This is a genomic window from Streptomyces sp. KR80, assembly GCF_052245555.1.
Taxonomy (GTDB): domain Bacteria; phylum Actinomycetota; class Actinomycetes; order Streptomycetales; family Streptomycetaceae; genus Streptomyces.
Genome location: NZ_JBQQCD010000004.1, coordinates 245,068 through 270,896 on the forward strand (window position 1 = coordinate 245,068; position 25,829 = coordinate 270,896).

General features: G+C 70.3%; 20 protein-coding genes. 13 read left to right on the plus strand and 7 right to left on the minus strand.

The window, feature by feature from the left end:
- Positions 1–6 precede the first annotated feature (6 nt).
- A complete protein-coding gene (locus ACTWQI_RS08615) occupies positions 7–1,275 on the minus strand; it encodes a PucR family transcriptional regulator (RefSeq protein WP_443269339.1) in 1,269 nt (422 codons plus the stop codon).
- Between the two features lie 213 nt (positions 1,276–1,488).
- Here ACTWQI_RS08615 and ACTWQI_RS08620 point away from each other — a divergent pair, with 213 nt between their 5' ends.
- The 3 genes from ACTWQI_RS08620 (at position 1,489) to ACTWQI_RS08630 (ending at position 4,622) form a co-directional block, all read left to right on the plus strand.
- Positions 1,489–2,415 (plus strand): proline dehydrogenase family protein, encoded by a 927-nt coding sequence (locus tag ACTWQI_RS08620; protein WP_443269054.1) that lies wholly within the window; start codon positions 1,489–1,491, stop codon positions 2,413–2,415.
- A gap of 86 nt (positions 2,416–2,501) precedes the next feature.
- Positions 2,502–4,133: an L-glutamate gamma-semialdehyde dehydrogenase gene (gene pruA / locus ACTWQI_RS08625; RefSeq protein WP_443269055.1), complete on the plus strand. Its 1,632-nt coding sequence runs from the start codon at positions 2,502–2,504 to the stop codon at positions 4,131–4,133.
- Positions 4,134–4,481: 348 nt separating this feature from the next.
- Positions 4,482–4,622 carry a hypothetical protein gene (locus ACTWQI_RS08630; RefSeq protein WP_443269057.1) on the plus strand — a complete coding sequence of 47 codons (141 nt, stop codon included), beginning with the start codon at positions 4,482–4,484 and terminating at the stop codon, positions 4,620–4,622.
- Between the two features lie 57 nt (positions 4,623–4,679).
- Here the strand turns inward: ACTWQI_RS08630 and ACTWQI_RS08635 are convergent, their stop codons facing one another.
- The gene (locus tag ACTWQI_RS08635) at positions 4,680–6,302 is read right to left on the minus strand and encodes a purple acid phosphatase family protein (RefSeq protein ID WP_443269059.1); all 1,623 of its coding nucleotides are present in this window, start codon (positions 6,300–6,302) and stop codon (positions 4,680–4,682) included.
- Between the two features lie 142 nt (positions 6,303–6,444).
- Between ACTWQI_RS08635 and ACTWQI_RS08640 the strand changes: the two genes are divergently transcribed.
- The 7 genes from ACTWQI_RS08640 (at position 6,445) to cimA (ending at position 15,535) form a co-directional block, all read left to right on the plus strand.
- On the plus strand, positions 6,445–7,482 hold the full coding sequence (locus ACTWQI_RS08640; RefSeq protein WP_443269061.1) for a 3-isopropylmalate dehydrogenase: 1,038 nt from the start codon (positions 6,445–6,447) through the stop codon (positions 7,480–7,482).
- Positions 7,483–7,837: 355 nt separating this feature from the next.
- Positions 7,838–8,941, plus strand: a complete 1,104-nt coding sequence (locus ACTWQI_RS08645) for a branched-chain amino acid aminotransferase (protein ID WP_443269063.1) — start codon at positions 7,838–7,840, stop codon at positions 8,939–8,941.
- A 341-nt stretch (positions 8,942–9,282) separates the two neighbouring features.
- A complete protein-coding gene (ureA, locus tag ACTWQI_RS08650; protein WP_443269065.1) occupies positions 9,283–10,038 on the plus strand; it encodes an urease subunit gamma in 756 nt (251 codons plus the stop codon).
- A complete protein-coding gene (locus tag ACTWQI_RS08655) occupies positions 10,035–11,741 on the plus strand; it encodes an urease subunit alpha (RefSeq protein WP_443269066.1) in 1,707 nt (568 codons plus the stop codon). Before ureA ends, ACTWQI_RS08655 begins: the two co-directional genes overlap by 4 nt.
- Positions 11,742–11,766: 25 nt before the next feature.
- A complete protein-coding gene (locus ACTWQI_RS08660; RefSeq protein ID WP_443269068.1) occupies positions 11,767–12,810 on the plus strand; it encodes an agmatine deiminase family protein in 1,044 nt (347 codons plus the stop codon).
- 32 nt (positions 12,811–12,842) lie between these two features.
- Complete coding sequence (locus ACTWQI_RS08665; RefSeq protein WP_443269070.1) at positions 12,843–13,451, plus strand: TetR/AcrR family transcriptional regulator; 609 nt, start codon at positions 12,843–12,845, stop codon at positions 13,449–13,451.
- Positions 13,452–13,921: 470 nt separating this feature from the next.
- On the plus strand, positions 13,922–15,535 hold the full coding sequence (gene cimA / locus ACTWQI_RS08670; RefSeq protein ID WP_443269073.1) for a citramalate synthase: 1,614 nt from the start codon (positions 13,922–13,924) through the stop codon (positions 15,533–15,535).
- A gap of 33 nt (positions 15,536–15,568) precedes the next feature.
- On the opposite strand, the gene ACTWQI_RS08675 is transcribed toward cimA, so the two are convergent.
- Complete coding sequence (locus ACTWQI_RS08675; RefSeq protein ID WP_443269074.1) at positions 15,569–15,934, minus strand: hypothetical protein; 366 nt, start codon at positions 15,932–15,934, stop codon at positions 15,569–15,571.
- 274 nt (positions 15,935–16,208) lie between these two features.
- Here ACTWQI_RS08675 and ACTWQI_RS08680 point away from each other — a divergent pair, with 274 nt between their 5' ends.
- From ACTWQI_RS08680 to ACTWQI_RS08690, 3 genes are all read left to right on the plus strand, one after another.
- A complete protein-coding gene (locus ACTWQI_RS08680; RefSeq protein WP_443269076.1) occupies positions 16,209–18,686 on the plus strand; it encodes a polysaccharide lyase 8 family protein in 2,478 nt (825 codons plus the stop codon).
- A gap of 174 nt (positions 18,687–18,860) precedes the next feature.
- Entirely contained in the window at positions 18,861–20,444 is a 1,584-nt protein-coding gene (locus tag ACTWQI_RS08685) for an acyl-CoA carboxylase subunit beta (protein WP_443269078.1), read from the plus strand.
- Between the two features lie 20 nt (positions 20,445–20,464).
- The gene (locus ACTWQI_RS08690; RefSeq protein WP_443269080.1) at positions 20,465–20,665 is read left to right on the plus strand and encodes an acyl-CoA carboxylase epsilon subunit; all 201 of its coding nucleotides are present in this window, start codon (positions 20,465–20,467) and stop codon (positions 20,663–20,665) included.
- A gap of 86 nt (positions 20,666–20,751) precedes the next feature.
- On the opposite strand, the gene ACTWQI_RS08695 is transcribed toward ACTWQI_RS08690, so the two are convergent.
- The 4 genes from ACTWQI_RS08695 to ACTWQI_RS08710 form a co-directional block, all read right to left on the minus strand.
- Positions 20,752–21,330: a GTP-binding protein gene (locus tag ACTWQI_RS08695; RefSeq protein ID WP_443269081.1), complete on the minus strand. Its 579-nt coding sequence runs from the start codon at positions 21,328–21,330 to the stop codon at positions 20,752–20,754.
- Positions 21,311–21,862 (minus strand): DUF742 domain-containing protein, encoded by a 552-nt coding sequence (locus ACTWQI_RS08700; RefSeq protein ID WP_443269083.1) that lies wholly within the window; start codon positions 21,860–21,862, stop codon positions 21,311–21,313. Before ACTWQI_RS08700 ends, ACTWQI_RS08695 begins: the two co-directional genes overlap by 20 nt.
- A 96-nt stretch (positions 21,863–21,958) precedes the next feature.
- Positions 21,959–22,372, minus strand: a complete 414-nt coding sequence (locus tag ACTWQI_RS08705) for a roadblock/LC7 domain-containing protein (RefSeq protein ID WP_443269340.1) — start codon at positions 22,370–22,372, stop codon at positions 21,959–21,961.
- A 10-nt stretch (positions 22,373–22,382) separates the two neighbouring features.
- On the minus strand, positions 22,383–25,514 hold the full coding sequence (locus ACTWQI_RS08710; protein ID WP_443269085.1) for a nitrate- and nitrite sensing domain-containing protein: 3,132 nt from the start codon (positions 25,512–25,514) through the stop codon (positions 22,383–22,385).
- Positions 25,515–25,829: the final 315 nt, after the last annotated feature.

A 25,829-nucleotide genomic window follows, 5' to 3' on the forward strand; every position in this document is an offset into this window, starting at 1 on the left:
CCGGCGTCACAGCCGGGCCGTCTTGAGCGCCATGTGGAGCAGCAACCGGTCCTCGCCCTCGCCCAGGTTGAGGCCGGTGAGCTGCTCCACCCGCGACAGCCGGTAGTAGAGCGTCTGCCGGTGGACCCCCAGGGCGGACGCAGCACGGCCCGCCTGGCCCGCACAGTCGAGGAACTCCTCGGCGGTGCGGGCCAGCTGCTCGTGGGCGGGATCGAGGAGCGGAGCGACGGCGGGGTCGGGTCGTGCCGTCCCGGGGAGGCCGGTGAGCGTCCGGTACGGGCCGATGGCGGCCCACTCGGCGACCGGCCCCAGCCGGCTCTCGGCCCGGGCCGTGCGGGCCGCTGCCACCGCCTCGGCCCAGGCAGCGGGCAGGTCGTCCAGGCCCCGGCGCGGGGCGCTGATTCCCGCCGCTGCGCAGGCAGCCGTCCCCGGCGTCCTCGGTGCCGCTGGGGCAGCGTGCGGCGCGCCTGAGCCCGCGCGGGGCGAGCGCAGCAGGCGCTCCGCGGCGGTGCGGGCCGGTTCGACCGCAGTGGTCGCGCGCAGCCGGACCAGCGCGGCCAGCCCGTCCGTCCCGGTCACCGGTGCCACGCACATCGCCGCCACGCCCGACTGGCCGGCGAGGTCGGTGCCACCCCCTTCGGCGACGCCTCCGTCGACGTCCGTACCGGTGCTCCACGGTGCGACGGCTACCACGGCCACCGGTCCGTCCGTCGGACCACCGAGCGCGGCCCGCAGGCCTGCCACGGCCGCGTCCCGCCCGCCGGGCGGTCCAGTCAGTACGTCGTGCAGCAGTTCCCCCGCCTCCGCCCCGGCCTGGGCCTCGGCCGCCAGCAGTGCCCCGATGCGCGTGGCGGTCTCCATGGCCTGCGCCAGCAGTGGGTGCGGTGGCCCGGCCGGCCCGCCGGTCTCCAGCCGGGACAGGTGCCCGTCGTCGAGCAGCCAGACGTAGCCGCGCACGATGCCCCCGTGCCGCGCGGGCAGACAGATGCGCCCCATCAGCACGCCGGCGGCCGGGTCCGGGGGGATACGCACGGGACCGGTGGCCCGGGCGATGCCGAAGGCCTCGAACCAGGCCCGTACGGCCGCCGTCGAGCGGCGGTGCAGGATCGAGCGGGTGCGCACCGGGTCCATGGTCAGCGCGCCGTCGTCCCCGTCGTCGCCCGCGCCGCCGTGCGCGCCGAAGGCAATCAGCCCGAAGTCCCGGTCCTCCAGGGTCGCGGGGGCGTCGAGCACCGCTGAGATCTCGTCGACGAACTGTTGATAGTCGCCCCGCATTCGTTCGTCCCGTCCCTTCCTGTCCTGCCACTCCTGGCCGCGCGAGAGCGGCCCGCTGACCATTCTCATACATTTGTCTGAGATCCGGACCACGGATGCGTGACAGCTGTCGATAGCCCACGATCGGAGCGATCCTTAGGTTTCACGGTGGTTCTCCCGGCCGTTGCGACGTTTCCGGCAACGGCTCCGCCGTCCTCTTCGTGGAGGTGCCCCGTGCTGAGTCCCGTGCTTCTCGCCGCCGCGCGCAGCGACAGCATCCGCCGCATCGTCTCGGCCGCGCCGGTCACCCGCCCGGTGGTGGACCGCTTCATCGCCGGTGAGCGCCTGGACCAGGCCCTGACGGTCGTACGGTCGCTGACCTCGTCCGGTCTCGAGGTCTCCCTGGACCGCCTGGGCGAGGACGTCACCGACCCGGCCGAGGCGTTGCGCACCCGCGACGCATATCTCGCGGTCGCCGAGGCACTGCGGCACGAGGGTCTCGGGGTCCGTGCCGAGATGTCCGTCAAGCTGTCCGCCTTCGGCCAGGCGCTGCCCGGCGGACACGACCTGGCCCTGGCCAACGTCGCCCCTGTGGTCGAGGCCGCCGCCGAGGCGGGGACGACGGTGACCCTCGACATGGAGGACCACACCACGGTCGACTCCACGCTCGCGATCCTCGCCGAGCTGCGGAAGCGATTCCCGCAGACCGGCGCGGTCGTGCAGTCCTACCTCCTCCGCACCGAGGACGACTGCCGTGCGCTGGCCGGGGAAGGCTCGCGGGTGCGACTGGTGAAGGGCGCCTACAAGGAGCCCGGCTCCGTCGCCTACCAGGACAAGTGTGAGGTCGACAAGGCGTTCGTCCGCTGCCTGAAGATCCTCATGGCGGGTCGGGGCTACCCGATGATCGGCTCCCATGACCCGCGCATGGTGGCCATCGCGCAGGAGCTGGCCCGCCGTGCCGGCCGCAAGCTCGACGAGTACGAGTTCCAGATGCTGTACGGCATCCGCGAGGCCGAACAGCAGCGACTTGTGGCGGAGGCGCACCGTATGCGGGTCTACATCCCTTATGGCACAGACTGGTATGGGTACTTCATGCGGCGCCTCGCGGAGCGCCCCGCGAACCTCGGGTTCTTCCTGAGGTCCCTCGCCACCCGCGGCTGACCTCCCCCTGGGGGAGTGCCCTCACTCCGCTTCGCAGAGCCTTGATCATCCGATCCATCGATCAATCGAAGGAGATAACGGCCACCATGGACGCTGTGACCCAGGTCCCCGTGCCGGTGAACGAGCCGGTGCACACCTACGCACCCGGCAGCCCCGAGCGAGCCCGGCTCGAGAGGAAGCTCAAGGAGCTCGCGGGCAACCAGCGTGAGCTGCCGATGACCATCGGCGGCGAGAAGCGGATGGGCGGCGGCGAGCGCTTCGACGTCGTACAGCCGCACCACCACGCGGCCAAGCTGGGCACGTACGCCAACGCCACCCATCAGGACGCCCAGGACGCGATCGACGCCGCCCTGGCCGCCGCCCCGGCGTGGCGGGCCCTGCCCTTCGACGACCGTGCCGCGATCATCCTCAGGGCCGCCGAACTGCTATCCGGCCCGTGGCGCGAGACCCTTGCCGCCGCGACGATGCTGGGCCAGGGCAAGACCGCCCAGCAGGCCGAGATCGACACTCCCTGTGAGCTGATCGACTTCTGGCGCTTCAATGTGCACTACGCCCGGCAGATCCTGGCCGAGCAGCCGGTCGCGAACTCCATGGGTGTCTGGAACCGCACCGACCACCGCCCGCTGGAGGGCTTCGTCTACGCGATCACGCCGTTCAACTTCTCCGCCATCGCGGGCAACCTCCCCACCGCGCCCGCCCTGATGGGCAATGTCGTGATCTGGAAGCCGTCCCCGACGCAGACCCTGGCCGCCGTGCTCCTCATGGAACTGCTGAAGGAGGCCGGGCTGCCGAACGGCGTCATCAACCTGCTGACCGGTGACGGCAAGGCGGTCTCCGAGGTCGCGCTCGAGCACCCCGACCTCGCAGGCATCCACTTCACCGGTTCGACCAGGACCTTCCAGTACCTGTGGAAGACGGTCGGCAACAACATCGGTAAGTACAAGACCTACCCGCGCCTGGTCGGCGAGACCGGCGGCAAGGACTTCATCGTCGCCCACCCATCGGCCGACCCCGCCGCTCTGAAGACCGCAATGACCCGCGGTGCCTTCGAGTACCAGGGCCAGAAGTGTTCGGCCGCCTCGCGCGCGTACGTCCCGCGTTCCCTCTGGGAAGGCGGCCTGAAGGAGGAGTTCGCGGCCGAGGTCGACTCCCTCACCGTGGGCGACGTCACCGACCTGTCGAACTTCATGGGCGCGGTGATCGACGAGCGCGCCTTCGCCAAGAACAAGGCCGCGATCGACCGGGCCAAGACGGACCCGACGGTCGAGGTCGTGGCGGGCGGCACGTACGACGACAGCGAGGGCTGGTTCGTGCGGCCGACGGTCCTGGTCTCCTCCGACCCGGAGAACGAGATCTTCAAGCAGGAGTACTTCGGCCCGATCCTCGGCGTCCACGTCTACGACGACGAGAAGTACGAGGAGATGCTGCAGCAGATGGAGTCCGCGGCGCCGTACGGCCTGACCGGCGCCGTCATCGCACAGGATCGTGCCGCCGCCGTGCACACCTGTGAGGTGCTGCGCTTCGCCGCGGGCAACTTCTACATCAACGACAAGCCGACCGGCGCCGTTGTCGGCCAGCAGCCCTTCGGTGGCGGTCGTGCCTCCGGCACGAACGACAAGGCCGGCGCCAAGCAGAACCTGATGCGCTGGACCTCCACCCGGTCCATCAAGGAGACCCTGGTCCCCCCGACGGACTACCGCTACCCGCACATGGGCTGACGACCAGCTCCGACCTCGCTTCCGCCCCCGCCCGGTCTCCCGCAGGCCTGGGACGGGGGCGGTTTGCCATGCCGCCACGCCCGCCCGTGCGGGCCGGCGGCAGGCACCGCCGTCTCAGATAGTAGGAAGTCCGAGTAATTGTGGAGACAGCGCGGCCGCTCTGTCCTAACTTTGTAGAAGCCGAACGTCTCGCTCGATCCAGCGACGGCGGATGAGGGCCGGTGCTCTTCCACAGGTGATCCCTGTTGCGCCGCCAGTCCCCCGCCCCTTCCGGCGATCCGACGGTTCTCCTTCGGATGTTCTCCCTCGGGGTTCCGCACTCCGCTCGAGTATTGGAGACGTGCAGCCATGAATCAGTCCGCCCGCAGGGTCCGCCACTCCGCCGCCCGCCCCCGTGGCCTCGCCGACAGCGCGGCCCGGAAGAACGCCGCCGCCGCTCTCCAGCGGGCGCTGGACCGCCGGGACAACGGCGGCGCCACCGGGCACTGAGTTCCTCCCCCAGCCAACGCTGGGGTGCCCCCAGGGGCCAGGCCGGGGGAACCGGTGTCAGCCGGCGGACCGCCCCCGTACGACCTCGAAGGCGTCGATGCGCTCACCGCTCTCCGCGAGCGCCGTCACCTTCAGCTTCGGGCGCGAGCCCGGCTCGGCCTCCACCGCGAGGAATGAGAAGCCGGTGTAGCGGACCCGTGACCACTCGACCGTGTCCGGGTCCGGGAGCCGCAGCTTCGTCCAGTGGAAGGTCACGATGTGGTCGTGGTCGTGGACGTGGCCCTCATAGCTGTCCTGCACGCCGAGACCGAATCCGTAGAGGTCCTTGCCCGCGCCGCCCGCCGTCACGTAGACGATGCCGTCCCGGGTCGAATCGGTGGTCGCGCCGATCGGCAGCGGCCTGCCGACCTCGCCGCCCTTGATGGCGTCGGTCCGCTCGTAGACGTGATTGTGGCCGTTGATCACCAGGTCGACCTGGTGCTTCTCGAAGAGGCCCACCCAGGCGTCCCGGACTCCGCCGTCCGAGGCATGCGTACTGGTGGAGTACGCGCAGTGGTGGAAGAAGACGACGATGAAGTCTATGCCCTGCTGTGAGCGGAGCTGCCCCAGGCGCTTGTCGAGCCAGGCGGCCTGCTTGCCGTCCGTGTAGCCCGTGTTGGCCGGGATCTCATAGCTGACGTCATTGGCGTCCAGCGCGATGACACCGACGTTTCCGTAGACGAAGGAGTAGACGCCCGGGGCCAGCGACGGGTCGGGACCGTTCTCCGGGAGCGACCAGCGGGCGGACTGCCCGCCGTAGCCGTTGGGGGAGTACCAGGCCTCCATGTCGTGATTGCCCGTGGTCACCATCCACGGCACGCTCGCCGCCACCGACTCGGTCTGCGCCAGGAACTGGTCCCACACGCGGGCGTCGTAGGTGTCCGACTCCTTGCCGTGGCCCGAGGAGTCCGCGTAGCAGAGGTCGCCGGCGTGCAGATGGAAGGACGGATTCTGACCGAGGATCAACTGGTCGTTGGCCAGGGCGTGGTAACTCACGCCCTGGTCGCCGAAGGCCGTGAAGACGAACTTCTCCGCCTTCGCCGGGGCGGTGCGGAAGGATCCGATGGTCGACAGCCGGCTCGCGTCGGCCGGGTCGAATCCTTCGTGGCCGACGCCGTAGTAGTACGTGGTCCCTGGCCGCAGCCCGTCCAGCGCCGCATGCAGGTAGTACTGGTCCACGGCCGGAAGCTTCCTGGACAGCGACGGAGTGTGCAGGGGCCGCACCTCCGCCTCGATCTTCCGGCTCAGCTCCCAGGGCCGCAGACCCACGCGTACATACGGTCGTTTGACCGCGAACGGCACCTGCCAGGAGATCCGCATCTGCGTCTTCGGGTCGGCGCCGAAGGCCAGATGGCGGCCGAAGGGAGCCACCAGGGAGCCGTCCACCGTGGCGGTCGCGCCAGCGGTGACCAGGGTGTGGGTACCCGCCTCGGCCGTGCTCGCCGATCCGGCGAGCACACCGACGCCTCCTGCCGCGCCCGCGGTCGCGATGGAGCCGATGAGCGCGCTGCGGCGCGACACCTTCTTGCGCAGGTACTCGTGCTGCTCCGGCATGCTCATCCGGCGTGCGAGCCGCTCCGGTATGCCGAATCGTGGGGTTTGGGGGGTGGTGGGGGTCGTCCCCCGGGGTGATGCGGTCATGACGCAATAACTTGCCAGTAACTTACAACTCCCCGCCATACGTGGGATGAACGGAAGTCGACGTGCCGCATCGCGCGCGGACCGCTTGTCCGGATGGCGGACGTCATGTGTCGAGTCATGGGACGCGGAGTAGGGTGCCGTCATGGCTCGCAGCATCGATCTCGCAGTGATCCCCGGTGACGGCATCGGTCAGGAAGTCGTGGCCCAGGGTCTCAAAGTCCTCTCCGCCGTCCTGCCGCAGGATGTGAAGCTGGAGACCCGGACCTACGACCTCGGGGCCAAGCGCTGGCACGCCACCGGCGAGACCCTCCCCGACGCGGAACTGGAGTCGCTGAAGCGGCACGACGCGATCCTGCTCGGTGCGATCGGTGACCCGTCCGTGCCGTCCGGCGTCCTCGAGCGCGGGCTGCTGCTCAAACTCCGGTTCGCCTTCGACCACTTCATCAATCTGCGCCCGTCGAAGCTGTTCCCCAACACGGCCACTCCGCTGGCCGGGCGTCCCGACATCGACTTCGTCGTCGTTCGCGAGGGCACCGAAGGCCCGTATGTCGGCAACGGCGGTTCCCTGCGCACCGGTACCCCCGCCGAGGTCGCCACCGAGGTGAGCCTCAACACCGCGTACGGCGTGGAGCGGGTGGTCCGGGACGCGTACGAGCGGGCAAAGGCGCGCCCGCGCAAGAAGCTGACGCTGGTGCACAAGAACAACGTGCTGGTGCACGCCGGTCATCTGTGGAAGCGGATCTTCGACCAGGTCGGTGCGGAGTACCCGGAGGTCACCACCGACTATCTGCATGTCGACGCCGCGACGATCTTCTTCGTCACCCAGCCCGAGCGGTTCGATGTGATCGTCACCGACAACCTCTTCGGTGACATCCTCACCGACCTCGCCGCAGCCGTCACCGGCGGCATCGGCCTCGCCGCCTCCGGCAACATCAACCCCACCGGGACTTTCCCGTCGATGTTCGAGCCGGTCCACGGCTCCGCGCCCGACATCGCGGGCCAGGGCAAGGCCGACCCGACCGCGACGATCCTCTCCGTCGCCCTGCTGCTGCAGCACCTCGGCTACGCGGAGGAGGCGGCCCGGATCGAAACCGCCGTTGCCGCCGACCTCGCCGAGCGCTCCGGTACGCGGACCACCGACGAGATCGGTGACGCGCTCGCGAGCCGAGTATCCGGCTGACAGCCGGGAGCCCCGTCGCTCGCCGGCTCTCGCCCTTCGGGGCGGGGGCCGTCCACGTGACACCTCACATCGCCCAGCCGCCCCTGGGGTCACCTCCCAGCGGTAGCTGGGGGACTGTCAGTGACACAACTCGCGGCTGAGTCACCCGCCCCGCTGGGCAACAGCGGTGCCGGGTGCGACCATCGACCCCTGGGCCGCGCTGCCGAACCCGCGCGGACGCACGGTTTCCTCTGGGCGACACGATTCGTGATAATCGGACACGTGGCCGCACCTCGGGGGGAAGCTCGGACGTCCTAGTAACGCCGGAGGCGAAGCGTGCGGTCCGCCACGACCTCATGGTGAAGGACACGCAGACATGACGACGCCCTCGATCGAGCTCAAGCCCTCATCGCACCCGCTGTCGGACGCGGAGCGGGAGGCGATCCTGGCCAACCCCGGTTTCGGCCGCCACTTCACCGACAACATGGTGACGATCAAGTGGACGGAGGGCCGCGGCTGGCACGACGCCCAGCTCGTGCCGTACGCCCCGCTCTCGATCGACCCGGCCAATATGACGCTGCACTACGCGCAGACGATCTTCGAGGGGCTGAAGGCGTACCGCCAGCCCGACGGCTCCGTCGCCACCTTCCGGCCGGAGCAGAACGCCCTGCGCTTCCAGGCGTCCGCCCGTCGTCTCGCCATGCCCGAGCTGCCGACCGAGACCTTCATCGGGGCATGTGACGCACTGGTCAGGCAGGACCGGAAGTGGGTGCCGAGCCAGGGCGAGCAGTCGCTCTACCTACGGCCGTTCATGTTCGCCACCGAGGTCGGACTCGGCGTCAAGCCCGCGGGCGAGTACCTCTTCATGGTCATCGCCTCGCCCGCCGGCGCGTACTTCTCCGGTGGTGTGAAGCCGGTGTCGGTCTGGCTGTCGGAGGAGTACGTGCGCGCCGCACCCGGCGGCACGGGCGCCGCGAAGGCGGGCGGCAACTACGCGGCCTCCCTGGTCGCCCAGGCACAGGCCACTGAGCACGGCTGCGATCAGGTCGTCTGGCTGGACGCGATCGAGCGCCGCTGGATCGAGGAGATGGGCGGGATGAACCTGTACTTCGTGTACGGGGAGCAGGACGGCAAGCGGCGCATCGTCACTCCGGAGCTGACCGGGTCGCTGCTGCCCGGCATCACTCGGGCCTCCCTCCTCGAGATCGCCGCCGACCTGGGCTATGAGGTCTCCGAGGGCCGGATCTCCGTGGACGACTGGAAGAGCGCCAGCGCGGACGGTTCGCTGACCGAGGTCTTCGCGTGCGGCACGGCGGCGGTCATCACCCCCGTCGGCTCGGTGAAGTCGACCCGCGCGAACTGGACCGTCGGCGACGGGCAGCCTGGAGAGGTCACGATGAAGCTGCGCAAGGCGCTGCTCGACATCCAGACCGGCGTGGCGCCGGACGCGCACGGCTGGAGGCACCCCGTGGGCGGCTGACTTCTCCCAGGGGGCACCTCCCGGGCCGTTAGGCCCAGGGGGACTATCGCTGGGTGGGGTACCCCCGGCGTTAGCTGGGGGAGTGCCCCCACCCCGCAGCCGCGCCCCATACGGCCCGAGCACCCCGAAGGCCGCGCCCGACGACACGTCGGGCGCGGCCTTCGCCGTTCCCGGGTCGGTGACCGACCACCGTACCGGGCTCCGCGCTTCTAGAGTGCTACTCAGTTATGGGGTGCCGGTCGGGGTGCGAATGGAGGCACTTGACTAGAGAAACCTGTCCAGGTCATGGTTAGAACAGTGCTCTAAACAACGGATGGATTCTCGGCAGGGAGGTGCGGCGAGTGCGGCTCACCCCGACGGAGCGTGACCGGCTGCTGCTGTTCGGCGCGGCGGAGCTGGCGCGGGCGCGCCGGGCGCGCGGCCTGCGGCTCAACGTCCCGGAGGCGACCGCGCTGATCGCGGACACGGTCTGCGAGGCCGCTCGGGACGGGCGGCGGCTCGCGGAGGCGATCGACGCGGCCCGCGGCGTGCTGGGCCCCGACGACGTGCTCCCCGGCGTGGCCGATGTGGTGACGGAGGTGCATGTGGAGGCGGTCTTCGACGACGGCTCCCGGCTCGCCGTGGTATCGGATCCCATCCGGTGGGGGATCGCGCCGGAGGCGGCGGAAGGAACGCTCGGTGACGCTGCGCCCGGCGCGGTCCTGCCGGGCCCGGCAGGACCCGAACTCGTACCTGCTGTCACGCTGAGCGTTCGCAACACCGCGGCCGTCCCCATCAGCGTGACCTCGCACTTCCACTTCTTCGAGGCCAATCCGCGGCTGGATTTCGACCGCTCCGCGGCATACGGCATGCGGCCGGCGGTACCGGCCGGCTCGTCGGTCCGCTTCGCCCCCGGCGCGGAGGCGGAGGTCGGCCTCGTACCGATCGGCGGCGAGCGGATCGCGATCGGCTTCGCGGGTCTGGTCGACGGGCCGCTGGATGCGCCGGGGGCGAAGGAGGAGGCGCTGCGCCGCGCGGCGGCGTGCGGCTACCAGGGGGCATCCCCACACGGCGTGGTGCGCGATGCGCCCGAGGACGACGCAGAGGAGAACCGGTGACCGGCATCGATCCCCGCGACTACGCCGCCGTGCACGGACCGCGCGCCGGGGACCGGGTGGTCCTGGGCGACACCGGGCTGGTGGTGCGCGTCGAGTCCGATGCGCAGGCACTGGGCGACGAGTTCCTGGCCGGCTTCGGTAAGACGGCCCGCGACGGGCTTCTGCTCAAAGCCGCCCCGGTGCGCGAGACCTGCGACGTCGTGATCAGCAATGTGCTGGTCATCGACGCCGTCCAGGGCATCCGCAAGGTCTCCATCGGCATCCGGGAAGGCCGGATCCATGCGATCGGCCGGGCGGGTAACCCCGACACCCTCGACGGCGTGGACGTCGTCGTCGGCACCGGCACCTCGATCGTCTCCGGCGAGGGGCTGATCGCCACCGCCGGTGCCGTGGACACCCATGTCCATCTGCTGTCGCCACGCATCATGGAGGCCTCGCTCGCCTCCGGCGTGACCACCGTCATCGGCCAGGAGTTCGGCCCGGTGTGGGGCGTCGGGGTCAACTCGCCCTGGGCGCTGCGCCACGCCTTCAACTCCTTCGACGCCTGGCCGGTCAACATCGGCTTCCTCGCCCGCGGTTCGTCCTCCGACCCCGCGCCGCTCGTGGAGGCGCTCGCCGAGGGCGGGGCCAGCGGCTTCAAGGTGCACGAGGACATGGGCGCGCACACCCGCGCGCTCGACACGGCGCTTCGGGTCGCCGAGGAGCACGACGTCCAGGTCGCCCTGCACAGCGACGGCCTCAACGAATGCCTGTCGGTCGAGGACACGCTCTCAGTACTGGACGGCCGGACCATTCACGCCTTCCACATCGAGGGCTGCGGCGGCGGGCACGTCCCCAACGTCCTCAAAATGGCGGGGGTGCCCCATGTCATCGGCTCGTCCACGAATCCGACGCTGCCGTTCGGACGGGACGCGGTCGCCGAGCACTACGGCATGATCGTCTCCGTCCACGACCTCAAGACCGACCTGCCCGGCGACGCCGCCATGGCCCGCGACCGCATCCGGGCCGGGACCATGGGCGCCGAGGACGTCCTCCACGACCTGGGTGCGATCGGCATCACCTCGTCCGACGCCCAGGGCATGGGCCGCGCCGGGGAGACCGTGCGGCGTACGTTCGCGATGGCCGGGAAGATGAAGGCGGAGCTCGGGCCGCTGGAAGGGGACGGTCCGCACGACGACAACGAGCGCGTCCGCCGGTACGTCGCCAAGCTCACCATCAACCCCGCCATCGCACACGGCCTCGCGCACGAGATCGGGTCGATCGAGGTCGGCAAGATGGCGGACATCGTGCTCTGGCGGCCGCAGTACTTCGGCGCGAAGCCGCAGATGGTGCTGAAGTCCGGCTTCCCCGCGTACGGGGTCACCGGCGATCCGAACGCCGCCACGGACACCTGTGAACCGCTGGTGATCGGGCCGCTGTTCGGGGCCCACGGTGCGACCGCCGCCGATCTGTCCGTGGCCTTCGTCAGCGGAGCCGCCGCCACGGCCGGCTCTCCCGGAAGGGCCTTCGACTCCCTTCCCACCCGGCGCCGGCGCGTCGCCGTGCGCGGGACCCGCTCCATCGGGCCCGCCGACCTCCTGCACAACTCCCGTATCGGAGACGTGCAGGTGGATGCGCGCACCGGATTGGTGACCCTCGACGGCGCACCGATGCGTTCGGACCCCGCCGAGCAGGTCTCGCTCAGCCGCCTGTACTTCCTGTGACCCACCACCCCTGAGGACCTCGACGATGCCGAACACCCCAGCCGCCGACGGCTTCCGCATGCCCCCGGAGTGGGCGCCCCACGACCGTACGTGGATGGCCTGGCCCGGGCCTAACGTCACCTTCGGTGCGGAAGGCGACGCGACGCTGACGAAGGCCCGCCGGGCCTGGGCCGCGGTCGCGCTGGCCGTCCGCCGCTTCGAACCCGTCACGGTCGTCGCGGGCACCGGCCAGGCCAGGGCTGCCCGAAAGATCCTCGGCCCGGGGGTCGAGGTCGTCGAGCGCGCGCTCGACGACGCCTGGATGCGGGATATCGGCCCGACCTTCCTCACCGGGGGCGGCCGACTCGCGGCGGTCGACTGGGTGTTCAACGGCTGGGGCGCCCAGGACTGGGCCCGGTGGGAGAACGACGCCCTGGCCGGCGCGCACGTGACGAAACTGGCCCGCGCTCAGCGGTACGCCACGTCACTGGTCAACGAGGGCGGCGGTATTCATGTCGACGGTGAGGGCACGGTGCTGCTTACCGAGACCGTGCAGCTCGACCCGGGCCGCAACCCCGGCATGACACGAGAGCAGGCCGAGGCCGAGATCCACGCCCACCTCGGCACGCGAAAGGCGATATGGCTGCCGCGCGGGCTGACCGCGGACTACGGGCAGTTCGGTACCCGAGGCCACGTCGACATCGTCGCCGCCTTCGCGCGGCCCGGCGTCGTGGTCGTGCACTCCCAGCCCGATCCGGCCCATCCCGATTACGACGTCTCACGGGAAGTGATCAAGATCCTCGGCTCCGCCACGGACGCGCGCGGCCGGGCGATCGAGGTCGTGGAACTGCCCGCGCCCACCGTCACCCACGACGAGGACGGTGAGCTGGCGGACTACTCCTACGTCAACCACTACCTCTGCAACGGCGGCGTCGTGCTCTGCGGATTCGGCGACCCGATGGACGAGCACAACGCCGGGATATTCCGTCGGCTGTTCCCCGAGCGGACGGTGACCCTGGTCGACGCCCGTACGATATTCGCAGCCGGTGGCGGTATCCACTGCATCACCCAGCAACAGCCCGCGGTCTGATCACGCGGGCGACCCAGGAGGAAGACGATCCGGTGTCCGGTCCTGCCCGCACTCCTCGGCGACGGCGCGAGCAGCCGCGGGAGCAGGTCCTCGCCGCCGCCATGGAGACCATCGCCGAGCGCGGGCTGGCCGAGCTCACCATGGCCGGGCTCGGCCGCCAGGTGGGGATGAGCAGTGGCCACATCCTCTACTACTTCGGCAGCAAGGACGAGCTGCTGCTGCAGACCCTGCAGTGGAGCGAGGAGCATCTGGGGTCCCGGCGCCGGGCGGCCCTGGCCCGGCGGGTCCCCGCCCGCGAGCGGCTCGACGCCTTTGTGGACCTCTATCTGCCGGACGGCCGGCGGGATCCGCGCTGGACGCTGTGGCTCGAGGTGTGGAACCGCTCGCAGTCCGCCGACGACGACGCCCGTGCCCGCCAGCTGGAGCTGGAGCTGGCCTGGCACCGCGACCTGGTGGCGCTGCTCGCCGAAGGCGCCTCGCGCGGGGAGCTGCGCGCGGTCGACCCGGACCGCTTCGCCACGCGTATCCGGGCCCTGCTGGACGGCTTCGGCACGCATCTGGTGGTGGGCCTGCCCGGCACGGACCGGGACCAGGTGCTCGCCCACGTACGGGACTTCCTGGACGAGGCGCTGCTCCCGTAGCTCCGCCGCGGGCCGTCGGCGCAGCGTCCGTCCCGCCCACCCTGGGATGGGGGCGGCCCGCCGGGGGCGATACGAGCAGGATGGCCCCGCCACGGCTTGCTGGTGGCGGGCTCGGCGCCGCTCGGGGGTGTCGGGCGCGTCCCGGGCTCGGCGCCACGCCCACATCGTGAGACCTGCACCCGCGCGGAGCGCACTCCGTGGCACACTGCCTCCGTGCTCTCCTTCGCCATGATTATTGGCAGGGCGCGCCGGTCCGCAGTGACCGCCCCGTAGGACCCGATACGGAGCGGACACCGTGTCCCAGACCCGCGCGCAGACCTCTCGCACCCGCGAGGGGTCTTTTCGTTTCCCGGCCACCCATGCCGGATGCGGAGCGCACGAGCGTTGGGGGAGACGGAGCCGGTCTGCCCTGGCCTTCGGCACGGGCGACCCCAGATAGACGGATATCCTGAATCAGGAGTCAGATCAGCATGACGGACGCAACCGGTCCCACGTCCCCCGGGGACCACTTCCACGTCTTCGACACCACGCTGCGCGACGGCGCGCAGCGTGAGGGCATCAACCTCACGGTCGCCGACAAGCTGACCATCGCCCGGCATCTGGACGACTTCGGCGTGGGCTTCATCGAGGGTGGCTGGCCCGGTGCGAACCCACGGGACACCGAGTTCTTCGCCCGGGCGCAGGCGGAGATCGACTTCAAGCACGCGCAGCTGGTCGCCTTCGGGTCGACCCGCCGGGCCGGGATCGCGGCCGCCGACGACCCGCAGGTGAAGGCGCTGGTCGACTCCGGCGCCCAGGTGATCACGCTGGTCGCCAAGTCGCACGACCGGCATGTGGAGCTGGCGCTGCGGACCACGCTGGAGGAGAACCTGGCAATGGTGGCGGACACCGTCTCCTACCTCCGGTCGCAGGGTCGCCGGGTCTTCGTCGACTGCGAGCACTTCTTCGACGGCTACCGGGCCAACGCCGCGTACGCCAAGCAGGTCGTCCGCACCGCCTCGGAAGCCGGGGCGGACGTCGTGGTGCTCTGCGACACCAATGGCGGCATGCTGCCCGCGCAGGTCCAGGCGGTGGTCTCCACCGTCCTCGCCGACACCGGGGCACGGCTGGGCATCCACGCCCAGGACGACACCGGCTGCGCGGTGGCCAACACCCTCGCTGCCGTGGACGCGGGCGCCACGCACGTCCAGTGCACCGCCAACGGCTACGGCGAACGGGTGGGCAACGCCAATCTCTTCCCCGTCGTCGCCGCGCTCCAGCTGAAGTACGGACGCCAGGTCCTGCCCCCCGGCGCGCTGGCCGAGATGACCCGTATCTCGCACGCCATCGCCGAGGTGGTCAACCTCACCCCCTCCACCCACCAGCCGTACGTCGGGGTCTCCGCCTTCGCGCACAAGGCCGGGCTGCACGCCTCCGCGATCAAGGTGGACCCGGATCTCTACCAGCACATCGACCCGGAGCTGGTCGGCAACACCATGCGGATGCTGGTCTCCGACATGGCCGGCCGCGCCTCCATCGAGCTCAAGGGCAAGGAGCTGGGGATCGACCTCGGGGGCGACCGCGGTCTGGTCGGCCGCGTCGTCGAGCGAGTCAAGGAGCGGGAACTCGAGGGCTACACCTATGAGGCCGCTGACGCCTCCTTCGAACTCCTGCTGCGCGAGGAAGTCGAGGGCCGGGCCCGGCGCTACTTCCGCATCGAGTCCTGGCGAGCCATCGTGGAGAACCGCCCGGACGGCTCGCACGCCAACGAGGCCACGGTGAAACTGTGGGCAAAGGGCGAGCGGATCGTCGCCACCGCCGAGGGCAACGGCCCGGTCAACGCCCTCGACCGGGCGCTGCGGGTGGGTCTGGAGCGGATCTATCCGCAGCTGGCGCAGCTGGAGCTGGTCGACTACAAGGTCCGCATCCTGGAGGGCCTGCACGGTACGGAGTCCACGACCCGCGTGCTGGTGTCGACGACGGACGGCGCCGGAGAGTGGTCGACCGTCGGTGTCGCGGAGAACGTCATCGCCGCGTCCTGGCAGGCACTGGAGGACGCGTACACCTACGGGCTCCTGCGCGCGGGCGTGGAGCCGCCGGAGTGAGGCGGGCGGGGGACCGGTCGGTGGGGCCGGTCCTCAGCCCATCTGGGCCTTGACGTGCTCGATGACCTCGTTGAACTCCTTCGCCGGTGAGATGTCGAGGACTTCGCAGTCCGTCACCGCCTCAGGGGCGTGGCCGGGGGCCAAGTAGAAGGCCTGCCCCTCCTCGTAGGACTCGTCGCCGTGCGGGGTGTGCATCACCAGTCGCCCCTTGAACACGTAACTCCAGTGGGGGCACTGGCACAGGTCATCGGGCTGGCCCTTGAGGACGGGCCGCATGTCGGTGCCCTTGGGGAAGCGGATGAACGCGGCTGACATGCCTCCGCCGATCTCCTTCAGCCGCACCTCCACGCCGCCGCCTTCGAAGGCGACGGGAGCGTCGTTCCTGGTCGCTGCCGTCATGGTTTCCTCCTCGGGAGGTCGTCCGCGGACCCCCGGAAGCTTCCGCTCCTTCCAGCCTGCGCCCGCGCGTCCCGGGGGGCCAGGGGAGCAGGACGGCCGGCTCGGCCCTTGGGGTACGCGGGGGATGCCGTCCGCGTCGATGCGACAGCGCTTTCCCGCCTCGTGCTGTCATGGTCATTGCTGGTCTCCGCACCCCGTGCTAGACCGGCGGGCGGATGCCGCGAGCACCTCGGCGCCGTGACTTACGGACAGCCCCACGTCGGGAGGTCGAACCGTGCCGCCTTCGCCCGTCTGGTCCCGCCGCGGCTTCCTCGCCGCCACTGGTGCAAGCGCTGTCGGTCTCGCCGCCGCCGGTCCGGTACAGCCCGCCCGCGCAGCCGGCTCGTCCGGCGGTGCCGTCCCAAGCGCCGACCGGTACGACGAGTTCGACGACCTGCGGAGGCGATGGCTCACCCTCCAGCTCGGCGCTGGGTACGACCCGGCGGCAGAGCCGTACGCCTCCCGGCTGAAGGAGACCGGCGACCTCGCCCGGCGCTTCCGGGCCGCCATGAGTCCCGCGGACGCCTCCCTCTGGCCGGACAGCCCGTTCGACCCGCCCGCCGGGATCACCCGGAGCTACGGCAGGCTCGCGGTCATGGCGCACGCGTACGCCCAGCCGGGTACCGGCCTGACCGGGGACACCTCGCTGTCCGCCGACGTCATCCGGGGCCTGGACCACCTCGAAGCGCGGGTCTACAACCCGTCGACCACCCGCTACGGCAACTGGTGGGAATGGCAGATCGGCAGCCCCCGGCTGCTGCTCGACACGGTCGCGATCCTGCACGAGCAGCTCACCGCGGACCGGCGTGCCGCGTATCTCGCCGCCGTCGATCACTTCGTGCCGGACTCCATGCTGGGCGACTACGCGGGGACGAGCACCGGAGCCAACCGTGTCGACCTCTGCCGGGTCGTGGCCCTGCGCGGCGTCCTCGGCAGAGCGGCGGCGAAGATCGCCCTGGCGCGCGACGCCCTCTCGCCCGTCTTCCCGTACGTGACCAAGGGCGACGGGCTCTACGCGGACGGGTCGTTCATCCAGCACATCTGGGTCGCCTACTCCGGCACGTACGGCCATGTGCTGCTCGACGGGCTCGGCCGGCTCTTCACCCTGCTCGTTGGTTCGAGCTGGGAGGTCACCGACCCCCGTCGGCAGATCGTCCTCGACAGCGTCGAGAACGCGTACGCGCCGCTGCTGCTCGATGGCCTGATGATGGACAGCGTCAGCGGGCGGGCCATCAGCCGCGGGCTGCTGCGTGGCGATGAGCGCCGCATTGTGCGCAGCGACCACTACCACGGGCACCTCCTGGTCGCCGCCGTCGCGCTGCTCGGCGGCGCCGCGTCCCCGGCGGAACGGGAGCGCTGGAACGGGATGGTGAAGGGCTGGATCACCCGCGACACCACCAGTCCGGTGCTCCGCGACCGCCAGTTCGACGTGGCGGACCTGGCGCGGCTCGCGGCGGTCGCGCAGGCGCCGGGGCGCGCGACGCCCGAGCCTGTCGGCCACAAGCTCTTCACCGCGATGGACCGCGCGGTGCACCGCCGCCCGGGCTGGGTCGCGAACATCTCCATGGCCTCCGACCGGATCGCGTACTACGAGAACGGCAACGGTGAGAATCCGCGCGGCTGGCACACGGGTGCCGGAATGCTCTACTGGTGGGGCGGCGGCACGGGACGAAGTTCCGCGGTGGCCGCCCCCAAGGGCAACGGCGGTCAGTACACCGACTCCTTCTGGCCGACCGTCGACTGGTACCGGCTGCCGGGCACGACGGTCTCGGCCAAGCGCCTCGCCGACAACGAGGGCGGCGGCTGGGGTGAACCCAAGCCCGACGTGAAGTGGGTCGGCGGCACGACGGACGGCGAGTTCGCCGCCGTCGGCCAGCATCTGAAGGGCCTGGCCAGCACCCTCGACGCGAAGAAGTCGTGGTTCTGCGCGGCCGATGCCGTCGTCTGCCTGGGGGCGGGTATCACCGCACGGGACGGGGCGGGTGTCGAGACGATCGTCGACAACCGCAATCTGGGGGAGCGGGGAACGGCCGAACTGACCGTCGACGGTGCCGTGCAGCCGGGAGACCTCGGCTGGTCGCAGACCTTCCGCCACGCCCGCTGGGCCCACTTGGCCGGGCACGGCGGGTACGTCTTCCCAGGCGGCGCCCGGCTCACGGCGCTGCGGGAAGCCCGTACCGGTTCTTGGCGCGACATCAACACCGGCGGCTCTCCGGAACCCATCACCCGCCGCTGGCTCTCCCTCTGGCACGACCACGGAACCGACCCGACCGACGCCTCGTACGCCTACCTGCTGATGCCCGGTGCAAGCCCGTCTGCCCTCGCCGCCCGCGCCGCGGACCGGCACTGGCTCACCGTCCTCGCCAACACGGCCCGGCAGCAGGGGGTCGGGGTTCCGTCCATCGGCCTCACGGCGGTGAACTTCTGGGAGGGCGGTACGGTCGGCGCACTCACCGCCTCCGGACCCGCGAGCGTGCTGCTGCGGCTGCGCCGCCCCGGGCCGGAGGCCGAGGGCGGCCGCACCGCGACAATCAAGGTGAGCGAACCCACGCGATCGGGGCGGACGCTGGAGGTCGCCTGGGACCGACCCGTCCGCCGGGTGATCGCCTGCGACCCCGCCGTCGAGGTGCTCTCCACCGGCCGGTCCCTGCGGCTGCGGATCACCCCGGGGGCCGCGGGGTACCCGCATGGCTGTACGGTCTCCACCGTGTGAACGGGAGGAGACGACAGGGCACCGGTTGTGGAGATTCCACAGCGCGGAGGGGGCGCTGTCGTAGCCAGTCCGCCGTGTAGGTGGTGGTTCTGTCCAAGGCGTCCAGGAAAACGCGTCGGAGACTGTGAGAAGTCAACGGACGGTTTTCGGGGGTCCGGTTCGTAAGGTTTATACATGACCCTTCTCGACGAGTCGCCCCGCGAGGCGAGTGATGCCCGTGGGCGAGTGGCCGAGCTGCACGCGATCCGTGAACAGGCCAGGCGCGGACCCAGCGACCGGGCGACCGAGGCTCAGAAGGCCAAGGGCAAGCTGACCGTCCGCGAGCGCATCGACCTCCTCCTCGACGAGGGGTCCTTCCATGAGGTGGAGCCGCTGCGCCGGCACCGCGCCACCGGCTTCGGCCTGGAGGCGAAGAAGCCGTACACCGATGGTGTGGTCACCGGCTGGGGGACGGTGGAGGGCCGCACGGTCTTCGTCTACGCGCATGACTTCCGGATCTTCGGCGGTGCGCTGGGCGAGGCCCACGCCACGAAGATCCACAAGATCATGGACATGGCCATCACCGCGGGTGCCCCGCTGGTGTCGCTGAACGACGGCGCGGGGGCCCGTATCCAGGAGGGCGTCTCGGCGCTCGCCGGTTACGGCGGGATCTTCCAGCGCAACACCCGGGCCTCCGGGGTGATTCCGCAGATCTCCGTGATGCTCGGCCCGTGCGCGGGCGGAGCGGCCTACTCCCCGGCCCTGACGGACTTCGTGTTCATGGTCCGGGAGACCTCGCAGATGTTCATCACCGGCCCGGACGTGGTCCGGGCGGTGACCGGTGAGGAGATCACCCAGAACGGGCTGGGCGGTGCGGATGTGCACGCCGAGACCTCCGGCGTGTGCCACTTCGCGTACGACGACGAGGAGACGTGCCTGGCCGAGGTGCGCTATCTGCTGTCGCTGCTGCCGCAGAACAACCGGGAGAACCCCCCGGCGGTCGCTTCGGAGGATCCGGTGGACCGGCGCTGCGAGGCCCTGCTGGACCTGGTGCCGGCGGACGGCAACCGGCCGTACGACATGCGCAAGGTCATCGAGGAGCTCGTCGACGACGGCGAGTACCTGGAGATCCACGAGCGCTGGGCGACCAACATCATCTGTGCCCTCGCCCGGCTGGACGGCCAGGTGGTCGGCATCGTCGCCAACCAGCCGCAGACCCTCGCCGGGGTGCTGGACATCGAGGCGAGCGAGAAGTCGGCCCGGTTTGTGCAGATGTGCGATGCGTTCAACATCCCGATCGTCACCCTGCTCGACGTCCCCGGCTTCCTCCCGGGCGTCGACCAGGAGCACGGCGGCATCATCCGGCATGGCGCCAAGCTGCTGTACGCCTACTGCAACGCGACCGTGCCGCGGATCTCGGTGGTGCTGCGCAAGGCCTACGGCGGCGCGTACATCGTCATGGACTCCCAGTCCATCGGCGCCGATCTGACCTATGCCTGGCCCACCAACGAGATCGCCGTGATGGGCGCAGAAGGCGCGGCGAACGTCATCTTCCGCAAGCAGATCGCCGATGCCGACGACCCCGAGGCCATGCGCAAGCGCATGGTCAAGGAGTACAAGGCCGAGCTCATGCACCCGTACTACGCGGCCGAACGGGGCCTGGTGGACGACGTCATCGACCCCGCCGACACCCGCCAGGTCCTGATCCGCTCGCTGGCGATGCTGCGTACCAAGCACGCCGACCTGCCCTCCCGCAAACACGGCAACCCGCCGCAGTAGCCGCAGCACTGGAGACTTCCATGCGTTCCGAGAACTTCCTCCGCGTTGAGAAGGGTCACGCCGACCCCGAGGAGTTGGCGGCCCTCACCGCGGTGCTCCTGGCCCGCACGGCCGGCACCACCCACCGCCGCACCACCGTCCGCCCGCACCGCTCCACGCCCCGCTGGCGCCGCCTGGAGCGCCAGCCCGGCTTCCGTGCCCCGCACAGCTGGCAGCGCTGAGTTCAGGGCCCTGACGCCGCTCAGGGCCACGTGGCGAAGGCCCCGCACTCCTGACGAGTGCGGGGCCTTCACATACGTTTCTGCACTTACCGCAGGCGGGCCATGAGGGCGTGTTCGACGAGGGTGATGAGTGCGCTCTTGGCCTCGCTGCGGTGGCGGGCGTCGGTGGTGATGATGGGGGCGTCGGGGCCGATCTGGAGGGCCTCGCGGACTTCTTCGGGGGTGTAGGGCTGGTATCCGTCGAAGCCGTTGAGGGCGATGACGAAGGGCAGTCCGCTGTTCTCGAAGTAGTCGACCGCGGGGAAGCAGTCGGCCAGTCGCCGGGTGTCGACCAGGACGACGGCGCCGATGGCGCCGCGGACCAGGTCGTCCCACATGAACCAGAAGCGGTCCTGTCCGGGGGTACCGAAGAGGTACAGGATCAGGTCCTGGTCCAGGGTGATCCGGCCGAAGTCCATGGCCACGGTCGTCGTGGTCTTGTCCGGCGCGTGCGTCAGGTCGTCGATTCCCGCCGAGGCGGAGGTCATTACGGCTTCGGTGCGCAGCGGGTTGATCTCCGAGACCGCGCCGACGAACGTGGTCTTGCCCACGCCGAAGCCGCCCGCCACCACGATCTTCGCGGAGGTGGTGGAGCGAGCTGCACCGCTAGAGCTTCCGAAGTCCACTGAGCACCCTTTCGAGCAGTGTCACGTCTGGCTGACCACCGGCGGACTCGTCACCGCCGGGCTGATGGATGGCGACAAGCCCGGCCTCCGCCAAGTCGGCGACGAGGATGCGGGCCACGCCCAGGGGGATGGAGAGCAGTGCGGAGATCTCGGCGACCGACTTGATCTCCCGGCAGAGGTGGCAGATGCGCTGGTGCTCCGGCAGCTGCCCCTGCAGCTGGGCCGGTGCTGCCGTCGTGTGCACCAGTGCCTCGATGGCGAGCTGGTAGCGCGGCCGGGTCCGGCCACCCGTCATCGCGTACGGCCGCACCAGAGGGTTCGAGCTGCCGCCCGCGGGCGAAGGCTGCGGATTCTGGCGCCGATGCGGCTGGACCGGCTGGATGCGCGGCTGCGGCAGGTCGTACGGCTGCTGGTGCTGAGGGGGCGTCTGACGGCTTGGTGTGGAGGGGAAGTTGAAGCGGTTGTCCTGCTCACCCGGCGGCTGAGACTGATGTCCACCGCCGTAGGGGTAACCGCCCGGGGGTGTCGCCACTGTTCTTCCTCCTCCAACTGCCGTTCTGCGCTTCCTGCTGAGGGGCCGCGCCACCGCACCTTATGGTGCGGTGGCGCGAAAAGCACTGCCTGTTTGCTAGTTGAGAAGGCTTCCTTGGAGTTCTGCGCGGAGATCCGGGGTGAGGACGGTGCCCGCGCGGTCGACCAGGAGGGCCATCTCGTAGCCCACGAGGCCGATGTCGCACTCAGGGTGAGCGAGCACGGCGAGTGAGGAACCGTCCGAGACGGACATGATGAAGAGGAAGCCGCGTTCCATCTCCACCACGGTCTGATTGACCGGTCCGCCTTCGAAGATGCGGGAGGCGCCGGCCGTCAGCGAGGTCAGGCCGGAGGCCACGGCCGCAAGCTGGTCGGCGCGGTCGCGCGGGAACCCTTCGGACATCGCCAGAAGGAGTCCGTCGGCGGAGACCACCACGGTGTGCGACACCCCAGGGGTGTTGTCCACGAAGTTGGTGATCAACCAGTTCAGGTTCTGCGCCGCCTGGCTCATCGGGCTCACACTAACGCTCCTGATCGTAGGTGCTGCCGCCGGGACCGAAGCCCTGGCGGCTGGTGTCCGTCCCTGCGTTGCGTCCCCGCTGGACACCGTGCCGCAGGTTGCTCAGCCTGCCGCGAATGTCCTCGGGTGCGCGGGAGACCTGGGGGCCGCCCTGCGGGGTCTGCTCTGCGGTGCCTTCGACCAGGTTGGCCTTGGGCACCCGCCGGGGGAGTCCGGACGGAGTGACTCCGCCGGCCTTCGGGTCCCGGAGCTGTTCGGCGCGCTTCCAGCGCTCGTCGTTCGCCGTGCGCCAGTCGGTGCCGCCATTCTCCTGGACCCGGGGGACCTGCTGAGTCCGCTCCGGCTCTCCCCCAGCCTGACGGCCGGGCGGTTCCTCCACGGGCTGCTGCCACGCCTTCTCACGGCGCGGCAGGCCGGCGCCGGTTGTGGAGCGGAAGCTGCCCGAGGTGGGGGTCCCCCCAGCGGAGCCGGGGGGAGGGCCCGGACGGTCGAAGCCTACGCGCTCCGGGGCTTCCGCGGGAGCGCCCTGAGATCCCGATTCCGGGCCGCCGTCCGGCTCGTACCGGGTCTCGTACGCGGTGGGCTCGGTCCACTGATTCTGCTGCGGTTGCGCGTCGTACTGCGGGTACGGCTGCTGTCCGTTGACCGAGGGCTCGCGGTAGCCGGGCTCCGGGTAGCCGGACTCCGGGTAACGCTGCTCCTGATAGCCCGATTCCGGATAGGCGGCCTGCGGGAACTCGGCGGATTCGTAGCCCCGCTGCGGCTCCTCGTACCCGGACTGCTGATCCGTTTCTTCGCGGAACGCCGAGCGCTCGATGCCCGCCTGGGCCTCCAGCTGCGCACGCCGCTCATCGCGCAACAGTGAACGGCCCACCGGGTCCAGCTCGCGGGCGTCGTCCGGAATCTCGTAACGGCTGTCGTCGAAGCCCAGCTCGGCCGCGGTCCGCATGGGGCCCTGCGGGCCCTGCGGGCCGCCGTACGGCTGGTGCTGCTCGGGCATGATCCGGGAGACGGTGAAGTCGTCCTCGGGCAGCTCGTCGCCGCCACCGCCGTGCGTGATCGAGTCCGGGAGCATGACCAGCGACGTCGTACCGGCCTGCTCGCCGGAGGGGCGCAGCTGTACTCGGATGCCGTGCCGGTCCGCGAGGCGGCCGACCACGAACAGGCCCATGCGCTGGGAGATCGCCGCGTCCACGGTCGGCGGGTTGGCCAGCTTGTGGTTGATGTCCGCGAAGTCCTCGGCGGTGAGGCCGATGCCCTTGTCGTGGATCTCGATCATGACACGGCCGTCGGGCAGCCGGGTCGCGGTGACCCGCACCTTGGTCTGCGGCGAGGAGAAGGAGGTGGCGTTCTCCAGCAGCTCGGCGAGCAGGTGCACGAGGTCGCTCACGGCGGTGCCGTGGATCTCGGTCTCCGGGACGCCGGATATCTCGATGCGCTCGTAGGCCTCCACCTCCGAGGTGGCGGCGCGGAGCACGTCCACCAGCGGCACCGGCTGGTTCCAGCGGCGGCCCGGCTCCTCGCCCGCGAGGACCAGGAGGTTCTCACCGTTGCGGCGCATACGCGTCGCCAGGTGGTCGAGCCGGAAGAGGTTCTCCAGCTGGTCCGGGTCGGCCTCGTTGTTCTCCAGCTCGCTGATGAGGGTGAGCTGGCCCTCGACCAGGCCCTGGTTACGGCGCGAGAGGTTGGTGAAGATCGCGTTGACGTTGCCCCGCAACAGTGCCTGTTCGGCGGCGAGCCGGACCGCTTCGCGGTGCACCTGGTCGAAGGCCCGGGCGACCTCGCCGATCTCGTCCTGGCTCGTGATCGGGATCGGCCGGACACTGGTGTCCACGCGGCCCGGGTCGGTACGGGACAGCTGGTCGACCAGCATCGGCAGCCGTTGCTCGGCGACGTCGAACGCCGCGGTGCGCAGGCGCTGCATGCTGCGGCTCATCGAGCGGGCCATCAGGCCGGCGATGACGAAGGCGGCGAGCAGTGCGATGAGCACGATGCCACCGTTGACGATCGCGTCCCGCTTGGCGTCGTCGGAGATCTCCGAGGCCTCGTTCACCGCGTTGTCGACGAGTCCCTGCTCGATGGTGCGGTAGGCCTCGAACTTGCCGGTCGCCGTCGCGAACCAGGACTCGGGGGTGATGCCCTTCGGCCGGAGGTCGGCGGCGCCGGTGAACCGGCCGAGCTGGGTGACCATCTCCTGCATCGGCGGGGGCGGCACGAACGGCGCACCGACGGCATCGGCCTTCTTCTTGGCCTCGGCGACCTTCTTCTTGCCCTGCTCCTGGGCCGCCTGCATCGCCTCGCGGAGGGCCTGCTGGTCCGCCTCCGTGCCACCGGAGACGTACTCGGCGAGGGCGATGTTCTCCAGGTAGGCGTACGAGGTGAACGCGGTGACCTGGGCGCTGCGGTCCTTCGCCGAGGGGCCGGGCTTCACCAGGAGGTGCATACCGATGGAGCGCTGCAGCGACTCGGCGCCCTTGGCGAGCGAGATCGCATAGACGGTACGGCCGTAGCTGGTGATGTTGCCGGTGCCGAGGCCGAGCTCGTTGGCGAACTCCAGCAGCGAGTGCTGGACCTTGACGTAGGCCTCCTCGGTCTGCACCCCGGGAAGCTTCGGAGTGTAGGCGGCGTCGCGGAGCGCTGTGAGGCGGGTTTCGCCCTCTCGGAAGGACTTCAGGCGGCGCTGCAGACCGGGCCGGGCGGGCATGTCCTGGACGGCCGCTTCGAACTCCTCCTTCGCGGCGTCCGTCGCCGACCGAGCCTCGTTTACGGCCGGGTCGTCACGCTTCCCCTTCAGCAGGGGCACGACGGTACGGTCCCGCTCGTCGAGCAGGGCATGGCCGTACGTCTCCGCGGCGCGGACGAGGCGGGCGGTGCGCTCGGCGTCCTCTGCTTCCCGCCAGGTGTCGATCGAGCTCTTGACCTGGAAACCGCCCATCACGAGGCCGACAATCACCGGGATGAGCAGGATCGCGTTCAGCCGGGTCGGCACCCGCCAGTTCCGGGGGGAGAGCCGACTGCCACTCGCGGGCGGCGCGAGATCGGCCACGTCGTCGGGTGACGCCGCAGTGCGCGGCGGGGGGGTGAAGTTGCCCCGCGTCTCATGCGACGCAGGGCCGGTCTTGCTTCGCCTCACTCGACCAACAACCTCTCGGCGTCGGCACCCAAGGTGTGCCGATGACTTTCCAGGGCCGTACTACTCGGCAGTTCAGGGAATTGCAGCACGTCAGGGTGTGTATTCCAAACACCTGATAAAGACTGCCCGATCGCTGTCCAGCGCCAGGTAGACAGGGCATAAAAGGCGAACTCTGGCAAAATGCTGGTCACTCATACGCGCAGCGAAGCCGGGCGAACGCGTCGAGTGTTGAGAGCTGAACAATTCTCTGTCGAAACGTTATGAACACAGTGGCGGGCCGTGTCAAAGGACACAGCCCGCCGATCGATCAACTTC